We start from the raw sequence: 15,699 nt of genomic DNA on the forward strand, positions 1-15,699 counted from the left end.
AAGTATTTTATGTATTCAATTGAACAAAACTATTAGATTGTGGAAGTTAAGGATTGAACTCTCGATTCTGACTGCCAGTCTAATGGGTTGAACACTCTATCTTCCAAAGCCATTTGCTCAATTAAACTAGCTAGTCTCAGAGCTTTTAGCGCCTGCTCACCACCAACGGAAGGTTGATTACCACCGTGAACACAGTTGACAAAATGTTCTAGTTCTGCACTCAAAGGCTGAATATTGGTGGTAGAGACTTTTTCGATCAAACCATCTTGTTTGTAAAGTAACTGACGATTGTCAGTTAAATTGGTGGTTGTTTGGCGATGAACCAGAATTTCGTTCTTGAGAAAATCTGCTTCCGTAAAGGAGTTTTTGCAATGAGCAACAATACGCCGAATCTTTTTGTGCGTGACTTTACTGGCTGTCAGCGTAGCAACAATACCATTGGCAAATCCCAAGGTGGCTGTGACGTAATCTAAATAACCAGAATCTAAAGCACGAGTACCACTGGCTGTCAGTTTGACAACTGGAGAGGCGGCTAGTTCTAGCATTAAGTCAATGTCGTGGATCATTAAATCCAGCACGACTGAAACATCATTGGCACGATGGGAGTAAGGACTCATCCGGTGAGCTTCCAGCGCCAGCAATTCTTCGGTTTTCAGGACTTTGCTGAGTTCTTGAAATGCAGGATTGAATCGCTCAATATGACCTACTTGTAAAATGCACCCTGATTCTGCGGCTGCATTGACGAGGGATTCTGCTTCCGAAATACTAGCAGCGATCGGCTTTTCAATTAAAACGTGAATTCCCGCTAATAGGCAATTAATCCCCACGGCATAATGCAGGCGAGTCGGTACGGCGATGCACACTGCTTCCACATGGGGTAGCAAGTCGCAATAATCTTCAAAAAAACGCACCTTGTATTTGCTGGCGGTTTCTAAGCCTCGTTCAACATTGATATCTGCCACACCGACTAGTTCAACATCTTTCATTGAACTCAAGACGCGGGTATGATGTTGTCCCATGTTACCCACCCCGACTACACCCACGCGAATCGGTCGTGGCTGATTGCGCTGTGTGTATGAATTTGATTCTGCCACTGACATGCTATTTTGCACTATTGTTCTCTCCTCAACCACCAAATTTAGAGACGCTGCGGCCGTTGGCAATTATACTGAACAGCCAGTTATGATCCGTCTAAAACCATCCAGATGGTAACATAGAGGCTCTGTTTATGAAGAATTTCAAAGTTTGCGATAGTTCCCGCAATCTGGCTGTCTTTTTTCTGTTCAGTTCTAAATCAATCAGGTTTTTGCTCTTAACACAATAGCTAATGTGTTTTTTTATTAACTTTAAACACAAAATCAATTTTTAGTGAAAGTTTCTCAATCTTAGTCAGAGTATTGGATACCAGGAAATTTACCATCTTAATAACGTTGTAAATAAATAATTTTCCTGTCAGTAAAATTACAAAAATAGCTACCATAACACTTCAAGAATAGTCCAGTTTATAAACTGGTACAGTATGGAAAAAAAATCGAGTGGTCAGGCTGGCTGACAGTTTTTTTAATTATGATGTTTTGGCAATGAGAAATCTAAAAATTGGCAGCCAAGATGAAAGCCGTAATTTTGTTGTCTGGGGGATTAGACTCTTCTACTGTACTTTATCAAGCCAAAGCAGATGGTTGTGAGTGCTACGCCATTTCTTTTGATTATCAGCAGCGACATCGCCGAGAGTTAAACTCAGCGATGCTGGTGGCGCAAACTGCTGGTGTAGAAGAACATCAGGTGGTGAATTTTGACTTACGCAAATGGGGTGGTTCAGCACTGACAGATGAAAAAATCGATGTTCCCCAAGCCCGTTCCTTGGAGGAGATGTCAGAAAATATTCCTATAACCTACGTACCTGCACGGAACACGATATTTTTAAGTTTTGCCTTGGGCTATGCGGAAGCGATCGCAGCTGAACGTGTGTACATTGGTGTGAATGCCTTGGATTATTCCGGCTATCCTGATTGTCGTCCTGACTACATCCAGGCAATGCAAGAAGTTTTTCGCCTGGGAACCAAACAAGGACGAGAAGGTGATGCAACTGCGATCGTTGCCCCTTTGATTCATCTCAAAAAAACCGAAATCATCCAACTTGGTAACAAATTAGGCGTTCCTTGGCACTTAACTTGGTCTTGCTATAGCGGTGGTGATATTGCCTGTGGAGTCTGTGATTCTTGCCGCTTGCGACTAGCAGCTTTTGAAGAACTGGGATTACAAGATCCACTGGCTTATGTGGAGGGAGTGGGGAGTGGGGAGTAGGGAGTAGGGAGTAGGGAGTGGGAAAGGGGGTGGACAAGGGTGAGGGGGTAGACAAGGTTGAGAGGTAAGGTATAAATCTTACTTCCTTGTCCCCCTTGTCCCCCTTGTCCTCCTTGTCTCCCTTGCCCCCCTTGTCCCCCTTGTCCCCCTTGTCCCCCTTGTCCTCCTTGTCTCCCTTGCCCCCTTCCCCCCTTCCCCCCTACAACAAGCGTTGCACTTGAATCTGATGCAGCCTTGGCCCGACAATTGAGACTATGGTGAACTGAAGATTTTCGTATAAAAAGATTTCACCTTTAGTCGGCATTTTCTGTAATTGATAAAGCACAAAACCGCCTAAAGTTTGATATTCCCTAGCTAGAGGCAAACTGAGATTTAAGACTTCGTTGAGGTCTTCGAGATTAATTTGTGCTTGTACTAAAAATGTGTCTTGATCGACAATTTCAATTAACAAGTCTTCGTTGTTTTCCCGTTCCCCTGTATTGCCAATAATTTCACCAATCACGTCTTGAATGGTCACTAGCCCTACAGTCCCACCAAACTCATCGACGACAATGACCATAGCTGGTTTTTCTTGCTGCATCATGGGCAAGAGTTCACTCAAGGGTGTGTTTTCTGGGACAAATCGGGCGGGACGCATCCACGGTTGGAGATGGGATGTTAAAGTGAGTTTCTCTATTGCCAAGGGTTGGGCTAAATCTCGAAAGTAAACAATCCCGCGAATGTCATCTAAAGATTCGCCAATAATGGGGTAGCGGGAGTGACCAGTAGTGGTCATTTCCTGGAGTAAATGCTGGAAGGTTGCATCTTTGGGTAAAGCAATAATGCCATTGCGAGGAATCATTACATCTTGGGCGGTAACATCACCAAATTCAAAGACATTATTCAGCAGTTGGCGTTCAGAATGTTCTAAACCTGTAGATTCTCGTTCTGTGGCAATGATCATCTGTAATTCTTCCGATGTTACAGGTGGTCTCCAACTTTGGCCTGTGTATTCAATGCCAAAAATGCGTAACAAACAAAAAGTTGATTGGTTGAGAATCCAGATAAAGGGACTGAAAAAACGAACGATCGCTTTAACTGAAGGGCCTAAAAATCGTGCTAATTGTTCAGAATAGAGTAGAGCTAGTGATTTTGGGCATAATTCCCCCAAGACAATTTGCAGATAAGCTACCAAAAAAAAGGCCAGGGGAATTGATAGCGAATGGGAAATGAACTTAGTGGTCGTTGCTGGTAACGGCCAAGATTGTAGCCATGTGTTTACCAGCACCACAATTGTACTTTCACCAATCCACCCCAGTGCCAAACTCGAAAGGGTAATGCCTAACTGTGTTGTTGATAGCAGCCTATCAATACTGCGTTGTAATGTTTCAACTGCGATCGCTTGTATGTCACCAGCCTTGACTAACTGATGAATCCGCGATCGCCGCACTGTCACCATCGAAAACTCTGCCGTCACAAAAAAGGCATTGATGGCAATCAGTAGTAGTACTGATAATAATCGCAACCCTACATCTGCCCAAGTTAAACCAGGAAAACCAATCACTGCCTAAACTCGTGTAAACTCTCTTAAAGTAAAAAGGTAAAAGGTAAAAGTAAAAAGATTCTTTTGCCTTTTTACTTTTGACTTTTTACTTTCCCGTCTTTACCTTGCTACAGGGATGTCAGCGACATCTAACTTGAGTTTTTGTGCAGGATAATCTGTCAAAGACAAAGAGACTTTGTTCACATCATCCAGTAAAGCTGTAGGAATAATCACTGTACCGGAAAATGTCGGCCCATTTGCGGGTAATTCTGCGGGTAAACCTTCTGTACTAGCACTCAAGGTTCTGCCTTTGTCGTCGGTCACATCTAAGAAACTATACAAAAAGCGCACAGAATCCTTACCTTTGTTCTGCATTTTCACTTTTAGAAGTAAATCGCCTCCAGAGTAACGCGCCGATTGCACCGCAAACGTCACACCTTCACTTTCCGCACTCACCGGAAATCCTGGTTGGGGTTTTTCTTCAACTGCTTCCTGTGGCTTTTCTTGAGGCTTCTGTTTTTTATTGATTTCTTCGTCTTCGTCGTCTAATTTTTCTGATTGGTTAGCTTTCGCCTTACCGTCAATCCGAGATTTAACAATTTTTAATATTTCTTCTTCTTTTAATAAAGTTACGCCTGGCTGTTGGGAGTTATTGGTCTTAGCACTGGCGAATTTGGTTGTCGGGCGACCATCTGGAGTTGATACTCCTTTGAGAGCTAGACTGCCCAAATTGAAACCTAAAAACGCGCTGACAGACCCTGCGCCCAACATCAGGATTAACAAAACCAAAGTCAGTATTACAGTAGAATTTATTTTCATCGCTGACAAGCTGTTGCTGAAGAATGCTGGTCTATATTAAGAGCATTGAAGTTATGTACCTCAATCCTTAAACGAACTTCATCAATCATAGTGTGCATAATTTCATAATTAAATTATGTAGTATAAAAATCTGATAAACTGTGGTAAAAAGGTAGACAATTGGCAAACTTGAGATAAAATTGATATTCGACCAGGGTTGGCCGAGCGGTTGAGGCAGCGAACTCATAATTCGCCCAAGGCAGGTTCAACTCCTGCACCCTGGATTTTTTTAAGTGCTGAGTGCTGAGTTGAAAGTGCTGAGTAATAAGTTCTTTTAAGTGATGACTCTAGCCGTTGTATGCCAAAGTTAATTTAACTCCATAACCCCCTTTAACTACTCAGCACTCAGCACTCAGCACTCAGCACTCAGCACTCAGCACTCTAAAAGCGGAATTCTGTACCGACTTTGAGTTTGTCACTATTTAAGCGAGGAGATGACAGTAAGGAACTATCATAAGGGTTGGGTAAATCTGGTGTGCGTAGATAAGGGTCATTACCGGCTTGCTGAGTCATAACATCTCGATAGAGGGTGTTCATTAACTCAGCATCACGGGCTATTTCATTTTCTGGGAAAGTATTGCGAAAACCGGAACCATTACCGAGAAAATTGTGTAACTGACGTTTGGCTGTGTTATTTTCATAAAAATTGCGATCGTGACGGAAATAAGCTCGCTCAAAAGCTTCATTAGCTGTTTCATAATTAGGTGTATCTGCTTCAGCAGAAGCCACAGCCGGAAAAATTAAACCAGTAGCTAAAAGTACCACAAGACCACCAAAGGATTTAAATTTTATACCCATTCCCTTAACTCCTCAATTTTGAGCGAATCTTAACTTATGCTTAATTGCAGAACTCTGATGAGTTCAACCTTTGGTGTAGCACAACTGATTATCATTTGTAATGACGCATTCTACTGAAACCCTTACTCCGGCTGATATTTGGGCCACCACTGCTGACTTAGCTACTTTGCGCCACAAGCTACTAGACTTGTTTTGCCAACTCGCCTATCAAGAAGGTGATTTTGTGCTGGCTTCAGGACTACGTAGCACCTATTACATTAATAAAACCCAGGTAACACTCCATCCCCAAGGCGCTTTAGCCGTTGGACGTTTACTATTTCCCTTACTACCTGCGGATACTGAAGCTGTGGCAGGTTTAACACTAGGGGCTGATCCTATTGTGACAGCAGTGAGTGTGGTTTCTGTTTATGAAAACCGACCCATACCAGCACTAATTATTCGCAAAGAAGCCAAAGGTTACGGAACGAAAGCTTATATTGAAGGGCCGACTTTGCCTGAAGGTGCAAAAATCGTCGTTTTGGAAGATGTGGTGACAACTGGTCAGTCTGCTTTAAAAGCGGTAAATCGGCTGAAAGATGCAGGATATACTGTTGAGCAAGTAATTGGACTGGTAGACCGCAAGCAAGGAGGCGCAGAACTTTACCAATCTGTTGGTCTAAAGTTTGAAGCGTTGTTTGGAATTGAAGAAGTTCAACAACGCTATCGGGAATTAGCTGGTTAAAGCGTAGGTTGGGTTGCGCGATCGCCGCAATGACATTGTGCAATTAATTTTGTCTACCTACTTATCAACTACGAAACCATCCTCCCTCACTGAGGATGGTTTGGTTTAAAGTATAGATTATTGCCGAAGGCTGGGTTAGCATTTCTTGAAATACAGAGACATGAGATAAAAACTTAGTTAATACTAATTCTCTTAACTATCATAATCAGCACAAATAGCTGCTATCCCTCCCTTGGCAATAACCACAGCCAGCCAACCAAAGAAAATAGGATTTAGAGGAATTACTAAAGTTCCCGCTAACACGGCTCCAACTAGGACGGGTGTAATTGCGTTAGCAATATTTGAAGCTTCATTTGTAATACTTTTTAAAACAGGACAAATTATTTTCTTGACATCTTTTTTCTTTAATGCTTCTTCAATTTCTTGTTTTGATTTTTCATCGCCATTTGTTGCAAATGCCACAGGAATGTCAGGAGGGAGATTTTCTGAATATAAAATCACATCAACTGCTTTTAAAACTTTGTCTTGAAATTCCTGGATATTAAATTCTTCTTGTTCGGACATTTCCCACTCTCCTATTGAATTATAATTCGAGCTTTGCTTTGCGTCCTTGATTGTATTCCTTACTATATTTTTTGAGTAAGGTTTTTACCTTTGTAAGAACTCTATATTTAACTCTTGGACAACTGTTTCAATTGGGTTAGCATAGGTAATACCATTTCCTGTACCAGCAACTAATAGAGCGCATGGATTGCCTTCTTGGTCTATTATAATTGAGCCACTGTCTCCTGTCTTACTAAATGGATTATTTTGATACCCTTGTATGGTAAATCCTTCTATTGCAATCAAATTGTTGAATTTCATGTTTAAAATATCATGATTATGATGATCTCTATATATTACTTCTATATTATCCATCTCAAAGGCATTCATTTTTCCAATGGTTAGATTAGTTGAACGCCCGATTTTTGCAAATAATGGGTTGCTGCTTTCATTCCTGAGCCTATAAAAATTTTGAAATAAATTATTATGATAGAAAGGGCATAAATTTTCTATTTCATTAATATTGTTCACTTTAGCTATAGCTGCATCAACTAAATTATAATTTAGTTGATGTTGATTATCATCATATTTTATTAAAGGAATGAATTCATATAGTTCAGCAATGCAGTCTGTCTCAGGCTTACCCTCATCTTCCACTGCTGGTTGTATTATAGAATCACCAATATTTGCATTATTTATATTTGCCAAAACATGATTACAACTTAAAATAAAAATTTCTTCTTTATGACGCTTTTTTACAAAGCACCCAAGAGTTCCTGTCCCTCTATCATTTGCTGCATCTCTTCGGGATATTGATAGACCAATAGATAAAGGACGCTGGAAATAAGGTCTTGCACCATGTGTTTGTGCGTAAACTTTACCTGTAACCGTAATATTTACTTCTCCCTTTGAAAGATACTTAATTTTTTCTTCAATGATTCCAAGTTGACGCTTATCATTCACATGAATTGCTAGTCTGTAATCATTATTTTTGCATGTTGAATGAATTCCTACACCTGGTAAATCAAACAAATCATGCTTCTTGAAGGATGAATATGAGATAGCTAATTCTCCCATAATTTCCTCAATTTGTTGTTTAACTTTTATCTTTAACTCTCTCACACTGTCTAAGTGCATAACCAAGATTTACCTTTTGCTTCTCTATTTTCTTCGTCAGAAGACCATCAGCACCTGTTTAGAAAAAATTAGATTTTGAATAAATCCTAAATAGCTAACTTAGTAGAAAACAGCAAAATTTTGATTGCTTTAGTTTTACCTAATCTGAATCTACAGTAGCAGGGCTGTGATTTTCTGTGAAACTAAAAAAACTGTAGATAGAAAGTTGTAATAGCTTTCTATCTACAGTTTTCAGTATAAAACAACGTGAGTGCCTTTTATATTTATCTGTTAAAGCGCGTAACCTTCTCCAACGATTTCTGTGTTTACAGGCACTTCTAGAGATTCTCCAACAACTTCTGTGTTTATAGACACAGTTTTAGGAAGGCTAAAATCTTTTGGCAGAGAGCTTGACAAGTGAATTTTGACAGCATAACCAGAAACAGTCGAAGCTAAACCTACTCCAGCATGTAGGTTTGGTTGGTTTTCTAAGATGCTGATTACTTTTTGTTTTGCTTGACGAGCTTGTTCTAGTGTGATGATTTTTTTAGCCATTAAATATATTTATCCTTTTCAAACTGGCCAATTTGCTGGTTGCAAAGGATTTTGTGCAGAATCACATTTAGATAATGTAACTTTGGGGTAGTACCTGGAAGCAAAAGCAGTTGTCTGTTGTCTGTAATGCTTGAATGTGTGGAAGTTTGAGTTTAGGGATGTTAAATTAAGTTTGAGGATTCCCCAAACTTTGTTGCAAATTTGGTCAAGAATAACCTATGGCGCGTGTTAGCTACGGTGATGAAGTCGAAGCGCGGGTAAGGAAACTTTTAGAAAAGTTTTTGGCTTATGCCAATGATGAGTTAGAAGACTGTGAACTTTATAAAATTGCTCTCAATTGGGAAACAAAGCAGCAAGTAATAGTCAGAACACAGCTAAGAGTTCTGGCGGAACTCGGCGGTTTAACTAAAGAAGAAGTCAGGGAAGCATTAAAACGACTTGAGGATTTTCTAGGTATTCTCGAAGACTTGCGCGAACACAAACGAGGCTCCGAGGATTGGTACTTTCGCCTGAACCTTTGGTATGACAAAAGCGACAAAGACGGGAATTTGCAGAAATTTGATGCAGAATGGCAACGCCGACGAGAAGAATTACCAGGCGTGCAGCGTGAGAAAGGTAAAAAAACTCAATCATCGCCTACCCGTTACGAAAATCTTCCCTTCAGTGGCGTGGTGGAATTTGTCGGGCGAGAAAGGGAATTGCAAAACCTCCATCGTTTTTTGCGGGATAATCAACAGGTAGCTATTGCGGCTATTTTGGGGATGGGTGGAGTCGGGAAAACAGAACTTGCTTTACAATATGCCAATTCGCACCGTGTCACTTATCAAGGCGGAATCTGCTGGTTGTCTGCATCGCAGGATGTGGGAGTGCAACTGGTGGATTTTGCTCGTAATAAGCTGCTATTGAACATCCCAGATGATTTAGATTTAGCTGCGCGAGTACAATTCTGTCTTTCAAAATGGCATGAGGGTGAGGTTTTATTGGTAATTGATAACGTCACTAACTATCGAGAAGAAGTTAGATGTTATTTAGATTCTGTTCCGGCGCGGTTTAAGCAGTTAATTACCACGCGGGAGAAATTACAACCGCCAATAGTGCGTTTAGATTTAGATTTGCTGACACCACTCGCGGCAATGCAGTTATTAAAATCCATAATTGGTAGGGAAAGGCTGCGGCGTGAACCGTTAGTTGCGCGAAGACTTTGTAAGTGGTTGGGATATTGGCCTTTGGGTTTAGAATTAGTCGGGCGTTATTTGTTAGGTGATGAGGAGTTATCCCTAGCAGAAATGCTGCAAGACTTGGAAAATGAGCGTTTGAAAAATCCGGCTTTAGATGAAGCTCAACCGGAAATGACTGCTAAGTTGGGTGTTACTGCTGCGTTTGAGTTGAGTTGGCGACGGTTGCGAGAAAATGCCCAACGTTTAGGCTGTGTTTTGAGTTTATTTGCTTTAGCTCCGATTCCTTGGGATTTAGTGGAGGGTGTAATAATAAATAATGAGGTTCAAGATTGGAAACAAGCTAGACGTGAGTTGTTACATTTACATTTACTTCAGTCTAAAGGTGAGGGAATTTATCAACTCCATCCCCTGCTGCGGGAGTTTTTTAAAGATAAGCTGGAAAATTTAGAGCAGAAAGAGGAATTTAAGCGATCATTTTGTGGGGTAATGGTAGCAGTTGCTAAGGATATTCCTGACACCGCCACACTTCAGCAAATTAAGAATATCGCCCCAGTAATACCTCATTTAGCTGAAGTAGCAAACAATCTCATTCAGTTTGTCAGTAATAATGATTTAATTCAGCCATTTATTGGCAATGCTTCGTTTTACAAATGCCAAGGACTATATGATAAAGCAGCACCTTGGTATGAGCAGTGTCTGGAAATAACTAAGAAACGCTTGGGAGAAGAACACCCTAATGTTGCACTTAGCCTCAATAACCTCGCGGAACTCTACCGTTACCAAGGCAGATACAGTGAAGCCGAACCTTTGCTCATCCAAGCTTTGGCAATGAGGCGTAAACTGCTAGGAAAAGAACATCCAGATGTCGCACAAACCCTAAACAACCTAGCAGAACTCTACAGTTCCCAAGGAAAATACAGCAAAGCCGAAGCCCTTCATATTCAAGCTTTGGCACTCAGGCACAAGCTGCTGGGAAATGAACATCCAGATGTCGCACAAACCCTAAATAACCTAGCGGTACTCTATCGTTTCCAAAGCAGATACAGCGAAGCCGAACCCCTTTACATCCAAGCTTTGGCACTCAGGCGCAAGCTGCTGGGAGATGAACATCCAGATGTCGCCACTAGCCTCAACAATCTGGCGTTACTCTACAACTACCAAGGCAGACATAGCGAAGCTGAACTCCTTTACATCCAAGCTTTGGAACTCAGGCGCAAGTTGCTGGGAGATGAACATCCAGATGTCGCCAATAGCCTCCACAACTTAGCGTATCTCTACCGTTTCCAAGGCAGATACAGCGAAGCCGAACCCCTTTGCATTCAAGCTTTGGCACTTACGCGCAAGCTGCTGGGAGATGAACATCCATTTGTTGCACAAATCCTCAACAACTTAGCAGCAGTCTACGACTCCCAAAACAGATACAGCGAAGCTGAACCCCTTTACATCCAAGCTTTAGCACTCACGCGCAAGCTGCTGGGAGATGAACATCGAGATGTCGCACAAAGCCTCAACAACCTAGCGTTACTCTACAATTACCAAGGCAGATACAGCGAAGCCGAACTCCTTTACATCGAAGCTTTGGCACTCACGCGCAAGCTGCTGGGAGATGAACATTCAGAAGTTGCTGCTTGTCTCAACAACCTAGCGTATCTCTACCGTGACCAAGGCAGATACAGCGAAGCTGAACGCCTTAACATTCAAGCTTTGGCACTCAGGCGCAAACTGCTGGGAGATGAACATCGAGATGTCGCACAAAGCCTCAACAACCTGGCGGGAATCTACTGTGACCAAGGCAGATACAGCGAGGCTGAAGCCTTGTACATACAAGCATTAGATATTTTTGAGCGTCGATTAGGCGCAAATCATCCTGATACTGTTGCTGTGCGTCAAAGTTTAGAAGATTTGCGCGACTCTTGAAAACCACAACAGTAATTTTGAGTCTCAGATCATGATTTTATCTCGCGCAAAGGCGCAAAGGAAGGCGCAAGGGCGTTGTTTTAAATGAGAATGTTCTTGTTCTGAACTCGGAGTTTTATGTTCGTAAGTAAAATGATGGTGTTGTGAAGGCGATCGCTCTACCTTTTTACTCAAAGTTTCGTGTTCGTAAGTAAAATGATGGTGTTGTGAAGGCGATCGCTCTACTTATTTACTTGAAGTTTCGTGTTCGCAAGTACAATGATGGTGTTGTAAAGGCGATCGCTCGACCTTTTTACTTGAAGTTTCGTGTTCGCAAGTACAATGATGGTGTTGTAAAGGCGATCGCTCGACCTTTTTACTTGAAGTTTCGTGTTCGCAAGTACAATGATGGTGTTGTAAAGGCGATCGCTCGACCTTTTTACTTGAAGTTTCGTGTTCGCAAGTACAATGATGGTGTTGTAAAGGCGATCGCTCGACCTTTTTACTTGAAGTTTCGTGTTCGCAAGTACAATGATGGTGTTGTAAAGGCGATCGCTCGACCTTTTTACTTGAAGTTTCGTGTTCGCAAGTACAATGATGGTGTTGTAAAGGCGATCGCTCCACTTATTTACTTGAAGTTTCGTGTTCGCAAGTACAATGATGGTGTTGTAAAGGTGATCGCTCCACTTATTTACTCGAAGTTTCGTGTTCGCAGGTGCAATGATGGTGTTATGAGGGCGATGTCTGACGACAAGCCGCCAGCGTCTACGCTCCTGTTCAAAGTATAAAACGAGAGGCGATCGCTTACAAGGGTCATGGTGGAGAGTAAAATTAGCTTACTTCAATGGTGCGATCGCTCTCACTTTTCATCTCATCAATGGCTTTCTTGAGTTCATCTTTGGTCAATCTGTAATTAAATGTCATACAGTAGATTCGATGTTTATAAGGTACAGCAACTGATTGAAAAAAGTAATGAGTAATGAATAATGAGTCAGAAATTTACTTATTACTCATGGTGTACCGCACTTACTTCAAAAGTGCGGTAAATTCTAATGCAATGCAATTATGCTTGAGCTTTACTGTATTGATCCTATGTAGTTAATTGAGGGTTGGACTCTACCAGAAGTTGAAATGAATTAACCTTTTTTCGTTAAGAATGTTCACAATTTTCATTTCAGCTTAATTCTTCTAGTAGAGGATAGAGCTAATGAGAAATGCTTATACTGCAATTACCAAGCAATGAATTAATCAGCCCATAGTTTCACAGCAGCTATGGGCTGTTTCTTCTGTTTTTACCTATCTTTATTTCGGCATACACCAAAAGAAATGGCAACGATGGAACTACCACTTCAGGCTATGAATAATTAATGCTGATGATAGATTGGTTGTACATATTGAACTTGTTAATCTGTAATTGTCAGAAAAAACATTAATACAAACAAAAAACATTATGAACATTCTTGCTTGGATTATCTTAGGCTTAATTGCTGGTGCTATTGCTAAAGCTATCTACCCTGGGCATCAAGGCGGCGGTATTTTGGGAACAATTTTGTTAGGTATTATCGGTGCGTTTATTGGTGGTAGCTTAGGAGTATTTTTCAGTACGGGAAATTTTGCCCTCGCGGCTCCAACTCTTAGTATACCTGGTATTTTAGTGGCAGTTTTGGGTGCAATTATCGCTGTCTTTTTGTGGAATTTGTTAACTCGTCGCAGTGCTGTTTAATTGATGTAATTGACTGTAATTTATATTAAATTTCAGGAAGTTGATTTTACTATTTTTCCTGAATTTATTTGAAAAATAATAGCGTTAGTTTATTTAAAACTAACGCTATTTTAGCTTGTATTATCTTTTTTTGTTACTCAGGATTTTCATCTGTATTTGAGCGATACAATTCCCTAAGAATTACGAGGACGTTCGGGAATTTTCAGACCATATAAAAATAAGTTAAGAATTTCTAAAGGTGACATTGGAGGACTAGGAACCATCAAGTCATCACTACTCGGATGCAAATGAAATCTTATTCCTCTTTCCTGGTTATCATGTCCAGGAAGATTCAGGTCAAAGCGCAGAAATTTAATTGGTTTATTTTCTACAAATCTTATTTCAAAGTCGAATGCAATAATTTCAGCAGGTTTGTAATTTTCGCTAACTGTAATTGCAAAATCAAACCAGGAACCGTCAGTTTTCTCAAAATGAGGGATTTCTTTAATTCTCTTAAAGTTTCGTTCTCCTCCAGTAATTTCAATAATACCTTGGGTTGATGGAGTTATTTTGAGTAGCTTCTAAATTTCATGAAGCTTGGTTTTTAATAGACCATTATTGTATGCTTTAGTTAAACACTGAAAAATCTCACTTCGCAAGACTTTAGCACTTTTTACAGTCATGGGAGCATTTTTCAAGAGTCGTTCTTGCACCTGATCACAAATTTGCTCCCAATCACTTTTACTGCTCAATTAAATCTCCTCTATCAAGAAGTACAAGCCATTCAGCATATTCAGGTTCAGGTGGTAGAGTTTGCGCTTCAGCCATATCAATTACTTGAGAGTCAGTTAAACCTGACCATTCTCGAAGTGCTTCTAGTCTTTCCTGACGTTCTTCTATACTGAGTAATTCTGTATCTTTTAAAAAGGAATATACTCTAGAACCCAACCAGCTAACAATATTCGGAGCATAAGAAAACATAGTTTTTGCTGATTCTGGAGATAAAATCAGAACTACCCCGTATTTTCTCATCAGTTTACTTCTCTGGCAATCTAATTGATACCAGTTATGATTATCCCATTGCTCAAAGTCCCAAAGAATTAAATAATCTTCATTTGTATGGGAAATTCTTTCTACTAGATTACTAGTATTAATATTTGCAGAAAGACAGCCAACTTCACATTCTGCAAAAATGCTAAGTGAGTCTTTTAAATCATCTACTAATTGTTGAGCATCTGAATTAGAAACAATCAGTGCTGACCAAGTATTTGCTTCTGGTTGTGAACCAACTCGCTGTAAAAACTCATCAATGGAAACTGATTTACTCATCTAAATATACATTAAGCGGCAATCTTATCAATTAGTACTTGAATAGCTGGGTGAACAACATGACGTATTTTGGGATATCTATACTCTAGAATTATTCGCCTTACCAACAAGCGTAAATCTTCATCTGTTCTAGGAATAAATTTTGCTGTATCAAGAGTTTGTTTAATAATTTTTACTTCATTGTCTGAAATTCCCAATAACTGATATCTGCCAAAAGAATCAACAGCATGAAAAACATGATTAAAATTTACCTTATCTTCTCCTGATAAATATGTTTCTTCAATAGATGATTGTATCAAACTAATAAAATCTCTTAAAACTCCACCAGAAAACTGAATAAGTAGTTTAATTGCTGATTGTTCTATAAAATCTTCAGATGAGCGAACTTGAATAATTTTAGAAAAGAAATTATATGCTTCTGTATCATTATCTACATCAAAAAACGGCTGGTAGTAGAAGTAATCTAAAGTTTTGTCAACTGTATCACGGGATTGACCGTAAATAGCAGTTAATGGGCCTACTAATACTAAACCAATACCCATAGATGATATGGCTTGTGCGTCTGAAGATACAATTTGCATAAAGGTTTTAGCATCATCTAGCCTATCTAGTCCATCAAATAGAAAAACAATATTTCCATATTTTGCAGATGTGGCTTTGGTTAATTCATAAACGGTTATTACTAGGTGAGAACTTATACCATATCCCTCTGTTTTCTTGGGAATAATACCTTTTATGTAGATCGTATTTGGCTCATAGTTATAGTCATAGTCATAGTTATCATCGTAATATCCATCATAACCATGTGCCAAGTTACGAATTATGCGAATATTAGATAGGATATTTGGATCATCACTATCCTGCATAAGTTTCGCAAGTTCTAATCCAGCGATCGCCGTCAGAACGCCACTAGAAATTTGAGAAATATCGGTGTATAGACTTACATCAACGTAAATTGCATAAATGTCTTCTATCTCATTAATTTTTTCGCAAGCAACCAACAATTGAGTGGTTTTGCCTGAACCAATACCGCCTATCAAAAGATGGGAAGAAGATGGACGTAGAGCTATTCGTCCTGAGATATGATCTACCAGTAACTTAACAGGTGCGTGGACATAATAACCACTTTCAATTGCTTTTGATGGATCTGCTGCGCCTTCAAAAGCAGCCATCCTTT

Annotated in this window: 15 protein-coding genes and 1 tRNA gene; 6 read left to right on the forward strand and 10 right to left on the reverse strand. The window is 40.1% G+C overall.

Annotated features, from left to right (window positions below; translation table 11 throughout):
• Positions 1-32 precede the first annotated feature (32 nt).
• Positions 33-1,112, reverse strand: a complete 1,080-nt coding sequence (locus H6G28_RS08315) for a Gfo/Idh/MocA family oxidoreductase (protein ID WP_190670211.1) — start codon at positions 1,110-1,112, stop codon at positions 33-35.
• A 496-nt stretch (positions 1,113-1,608) separates the two neighbouring features.
• Here H6G28_RS08315 and queC point away from each other — a divergent pair, with 496 nt between their 5' ends.
• Positions 1,609-2,304 (forward strand): 7-cyano-7-deazaguanine synthase QueC, encoded by a 696-nt coding sequence (gene queC, locus H6G28_RS08320; RefSeq protein ID WP_190670213.1) that lies wholly within the window; start codon positions 1,609-1,611, stop codon positions 2,302-2,304.
• 199 nt (positions 2,305-2,503) lie between these two features.
• On the opposite strand, the gene H6G28_RS08325 is transcribed toward queC, so the two are convergent.
• Positions 2,504-3,847 carry a hemolysin family protein gene (locus tag H6G28_RS08325; protein WP_190670215.1) on the reverse strand — a complete coding sequence of 448 codons (1,344 nt, stop codon included), beginning with the start codon at positions 3,845-3,847 and terminating at the stop codon, positions 2,504-2,506.
• A gap of 99 nt (positions 3,848-3,946) precedes the next feature.
• On the reverse strand, positions 3,947-4,645 hold the full coding sequence (locus H6G28_RS08330; protein ID WP_190589909.1) for a hypothetical protein: 699 nt from the start codon (positions 4,643-4,645) through the stop codon (positions 3,947-3,949).
• 190 nt (positions 4,646-4,835) lie between these two features.
• Here H6G28_RS08330 and H6G28_RS08335 point away from each other — a divergent pair.
• A tRNA-Ile gene (locus tag H6G28_RS08335) sits at positions 4,836-4,908 on the forward strand.
• Between the two features lie 157 nt (positions 4,909-5,065).
• On the opposite strand, the gene H6G28_RS08340 is transcribed toward H6G28_RS08335, so the two are convergent.
• Positions 5,066-5,482: a hypothetical protein gene (locus tag H6G28_RS08340; protein ID WP_190589910.1), complete on the reverse strand. Its 417-nt coding sequence runs from the start codon at positions 5,480-5,482 to the stop codon at positions 5,066-5,068.
• A gap of 100 nt (positions 5,483-5,582) precedes the next feature.
• On the opposite strand from H6G28_RS08340, the gene pyrE reads away from it, so the two are divergent.
• Positions 5,583-6,203 carry an orotate phosphoribosyltransferase gene (gene pyrE, locus H6G28_RS08345; RefSeq protein ID WP_190589911.1) on the forward strand — a complete coding sequence of 207 codons (621 nt, stop codon included), beginning with the start codon at positions 5,583-5,585 and terminating at the stop codon, positions 6,201-6,203.
• Positions 6,204-6,395: 192 nt separating this feature from the next.
• Here pyrE and H6G28_RS08350 read toward each other — a convergent pair whose 3' ends face one another.
• The 3 genes from H6G28_RS08350 to H6G28_RS08360 all read right to left on the reverse strand — a co-directional run bounded on the left by H6G28_RS08350 (position 6,396) and on the right by H6G28_RS08360 (position 8,417).
• Positions 6,396-6,767 (reverse strand): hypothetical protein, encoded by a 372-nt coding sequence (locus tag H6G28_RS08350; RefSeq protein WP_190670217.1) that lies wholly within the window; start codon positions 6,765-6,767, stop codon positions 6,396-6,398.
• A gap of 84 nt (positions 6,768-6,851) precedes the next feature.
• The gene (locus H6G28_RS08355) at positions 6,852-7,883 is read right to left on the reverse strand and encodes a hypothetical protein (RefSeq protein ID WP_190670219.1); all 1,032 of its coding nucleotides are present in this window, start codon (positions 7,881-7,883) and stop codon (positions 6,852-6,854) included.
• A 270-nt stretch (positions 7,884-8,153) separates the two neighbouring features.
• Entirely contained in the window at positions 8,154-8,417 is a 264-nt protein-coding gene (locus H6G28_RS08360) for a hypothetical protein (protein WP_190670221.1), read from the reverse strand.
• Between the two features lie 218 nt (positions 8,418-8,635).
• On the opposite strand from H6G28_RS08360, the gene H6G28_RS08365 reads away from it, so the two are divergent.
• Positions 8,636-11,512, forward strand: coding sequence for a tetratricopeptide repeat protein (locus H6G28_RS08365; protein WP_199332801.1), 2,877 nt, complete (start codon positions 8,636-8,638; stop codon positions 11,510-11,512).
• Between the two features lie 24 nt (positions 11,513-11,536).
• On the opposite strand, the gene H6G28_RS08370 is transcribed toward H6G28_RS08365, so the two are convergent.
• Positions 11,537-11,686 (reverse strand): hypothetical protein, encoded by a 150-nt coding sequence (locus H6G28_RS08370; RefSeq protein ID WP_190670223.1) that lies wholly within the window; start codon positions 11,684-11,686, stop codon positions 11,537-11,539.
• 59 nt (positions 11,687-11,745) lie between these two features.
• Here H6G28_RS08370 and H6G28_RS08375 point away from each other — a divergent pair, with 59 nt between their 5' ends.
• Together H6G28_RS08375 and H6G28_RS08380 are read left to right on the forward strand one after the other, a co-directional pair.
• Positions 11,746-12,279 carry a hypothetical protein gene (locus H6G28_RS08375; protein WP_206758256.1) on the forward strand — a complete coding sequence of 178 codons (534 nt, stop codon included), beginning with the start codon at positions 11,746-11,748 and terminating at the stop codon, positions 12,277-12,279.
• Between the two features lie 662 nt (positions 12,280-12,941).
• Positions 12,942-13,214: a GlsB/YeaQ/YmgE family stress response membrane protein gene (locus H6G28_RS08380; protein WP_190589914.1), complete on the forward strand. Its 273-nt coding sequence runs from the start codon at positions 12,942-12,944 to the stop codon at positions 13,212-13,214.
• A gap of 720 nt (positions 13,215-13,934) precedes the next feature.
• On the opposite strand, the gene H6G28_RS08385 is transcribed toward H6G28_RS08380, so the two are convergent.
• Both H6G28_RS08385 and H6G28_RS08390 read right to left on the reverse strand, forming a co-directional pair.
• Positions 13,935-14,522: an ABC transporter permease gene (locus H6G28_RS08385; protein ID WP_190589916.1), complete on the reverse strand. Its 588-nt coding sequence runs from the start codon at positions 14,520-14,522 to the stop codon at positions 13,935-13,937.
• An 11-nt stretch (positions 14,523-14,533) separates the two neighbouring features.
• Entirely contained in the window at positions 14,534-15,694 is a 1,161-nt protein-coding gene (locus tag H6G28_RS08390) for a hypothetical protein (RefSeq protein ID WP_206758257.1), read from the reverse strand.
• Positions 15,695-15,699 lie beyond the last annotated feature (5 nt).

The organism is Nostoc sp. FACHB-190 (genome assembly GCF_014696905.1).
Lineage (GTDB): Bacteria > Cyanobacteriota > Cyanobacteriia > Cyanobacteriales > Nostocaceae > Nostoc_B.

Excerpts from the sequence above, each read along its gene's own strand:
- H6G28_RS08390 (WP_206758257.1), bottom strand. The coding sequence starts at position 15,694 with ATGGCTGCTTTTGAAGGCGCAGCAGATCCATCAAAAGCAATTGAAAGT.
- H6G28_RS08355 (WP_190670219.1), bottom strand. The coding sequence starts at position 7,883 with ATGCACTTAGACAGTGTGAGAGAGTTAAAGATAAAAGTTAAACAACAA.
- pyrE (WP_190589911.1), top strand. The coding sequence starts at position 5,583 with ATGACGCATTCTACTGAAACCCTTACTCCGGCTGATATTTGGGCCACC.
- H6G28_RS08360 (WP_190670221.1), bottom strand. The coding sequence starts at position 8,417 with ATGGCTAAAAAAATCATCACACTAGAACAAGCTCGTCAAGCAAAACAA.
- H6G28_RS08365 (WP_199332801.1), top strand. The coding sequence starts at position 8,636 with ATGGCGCGTGTTAGCTACGGTGATGAAGTCGAAGCGCGGGTAAGGAAA.
- H6G28_RS08340 (WP_190589910.1), bottom strand. The coding sequence starts at position 5,482 with ATGGGTATAAAATTTAAATCCTTTGGTGGTCTTGTGGTACTTTTAGCT.
- H6G28_RS08350 (WP_190670217.1), bottom strand. The coding sequence starts at position 6,767 with ATGTCCGAACAAGAAGAATTTAATATCCAGGAATTTCAAGACAAAGTT.
- H6G28_RS08330 (WP_190589909.1), bottom strand. The coding sequence starts at position 4,645 with ATGAAAATAAATTCTACTGTAATACTGACTTTGGTTTTGTTAATCCTG.
- H6G28_RS08380 (WP_190589914.1), top strand. The coding sequence starts at position 12,942 with ATGAACATTCTTGCTTGGATTATCTTAGGCTTAATTGCTGGTGCTATT.
- queC (WP_190670213.1), top strand. The coding sequence starts at position 1,609 with ATGAAAGCCGTAATTTTGTTGTCTGGGGGATTAGACTCTTCTACTGTA.
- H6G28_RS08385 (WP_190589916.1), bottom strand. The coding sequence starts at position 14,522 with ATGAGTAAATCAGTTTCCATTGATGAGTTTTTACAGCGAGTTGGTTCA.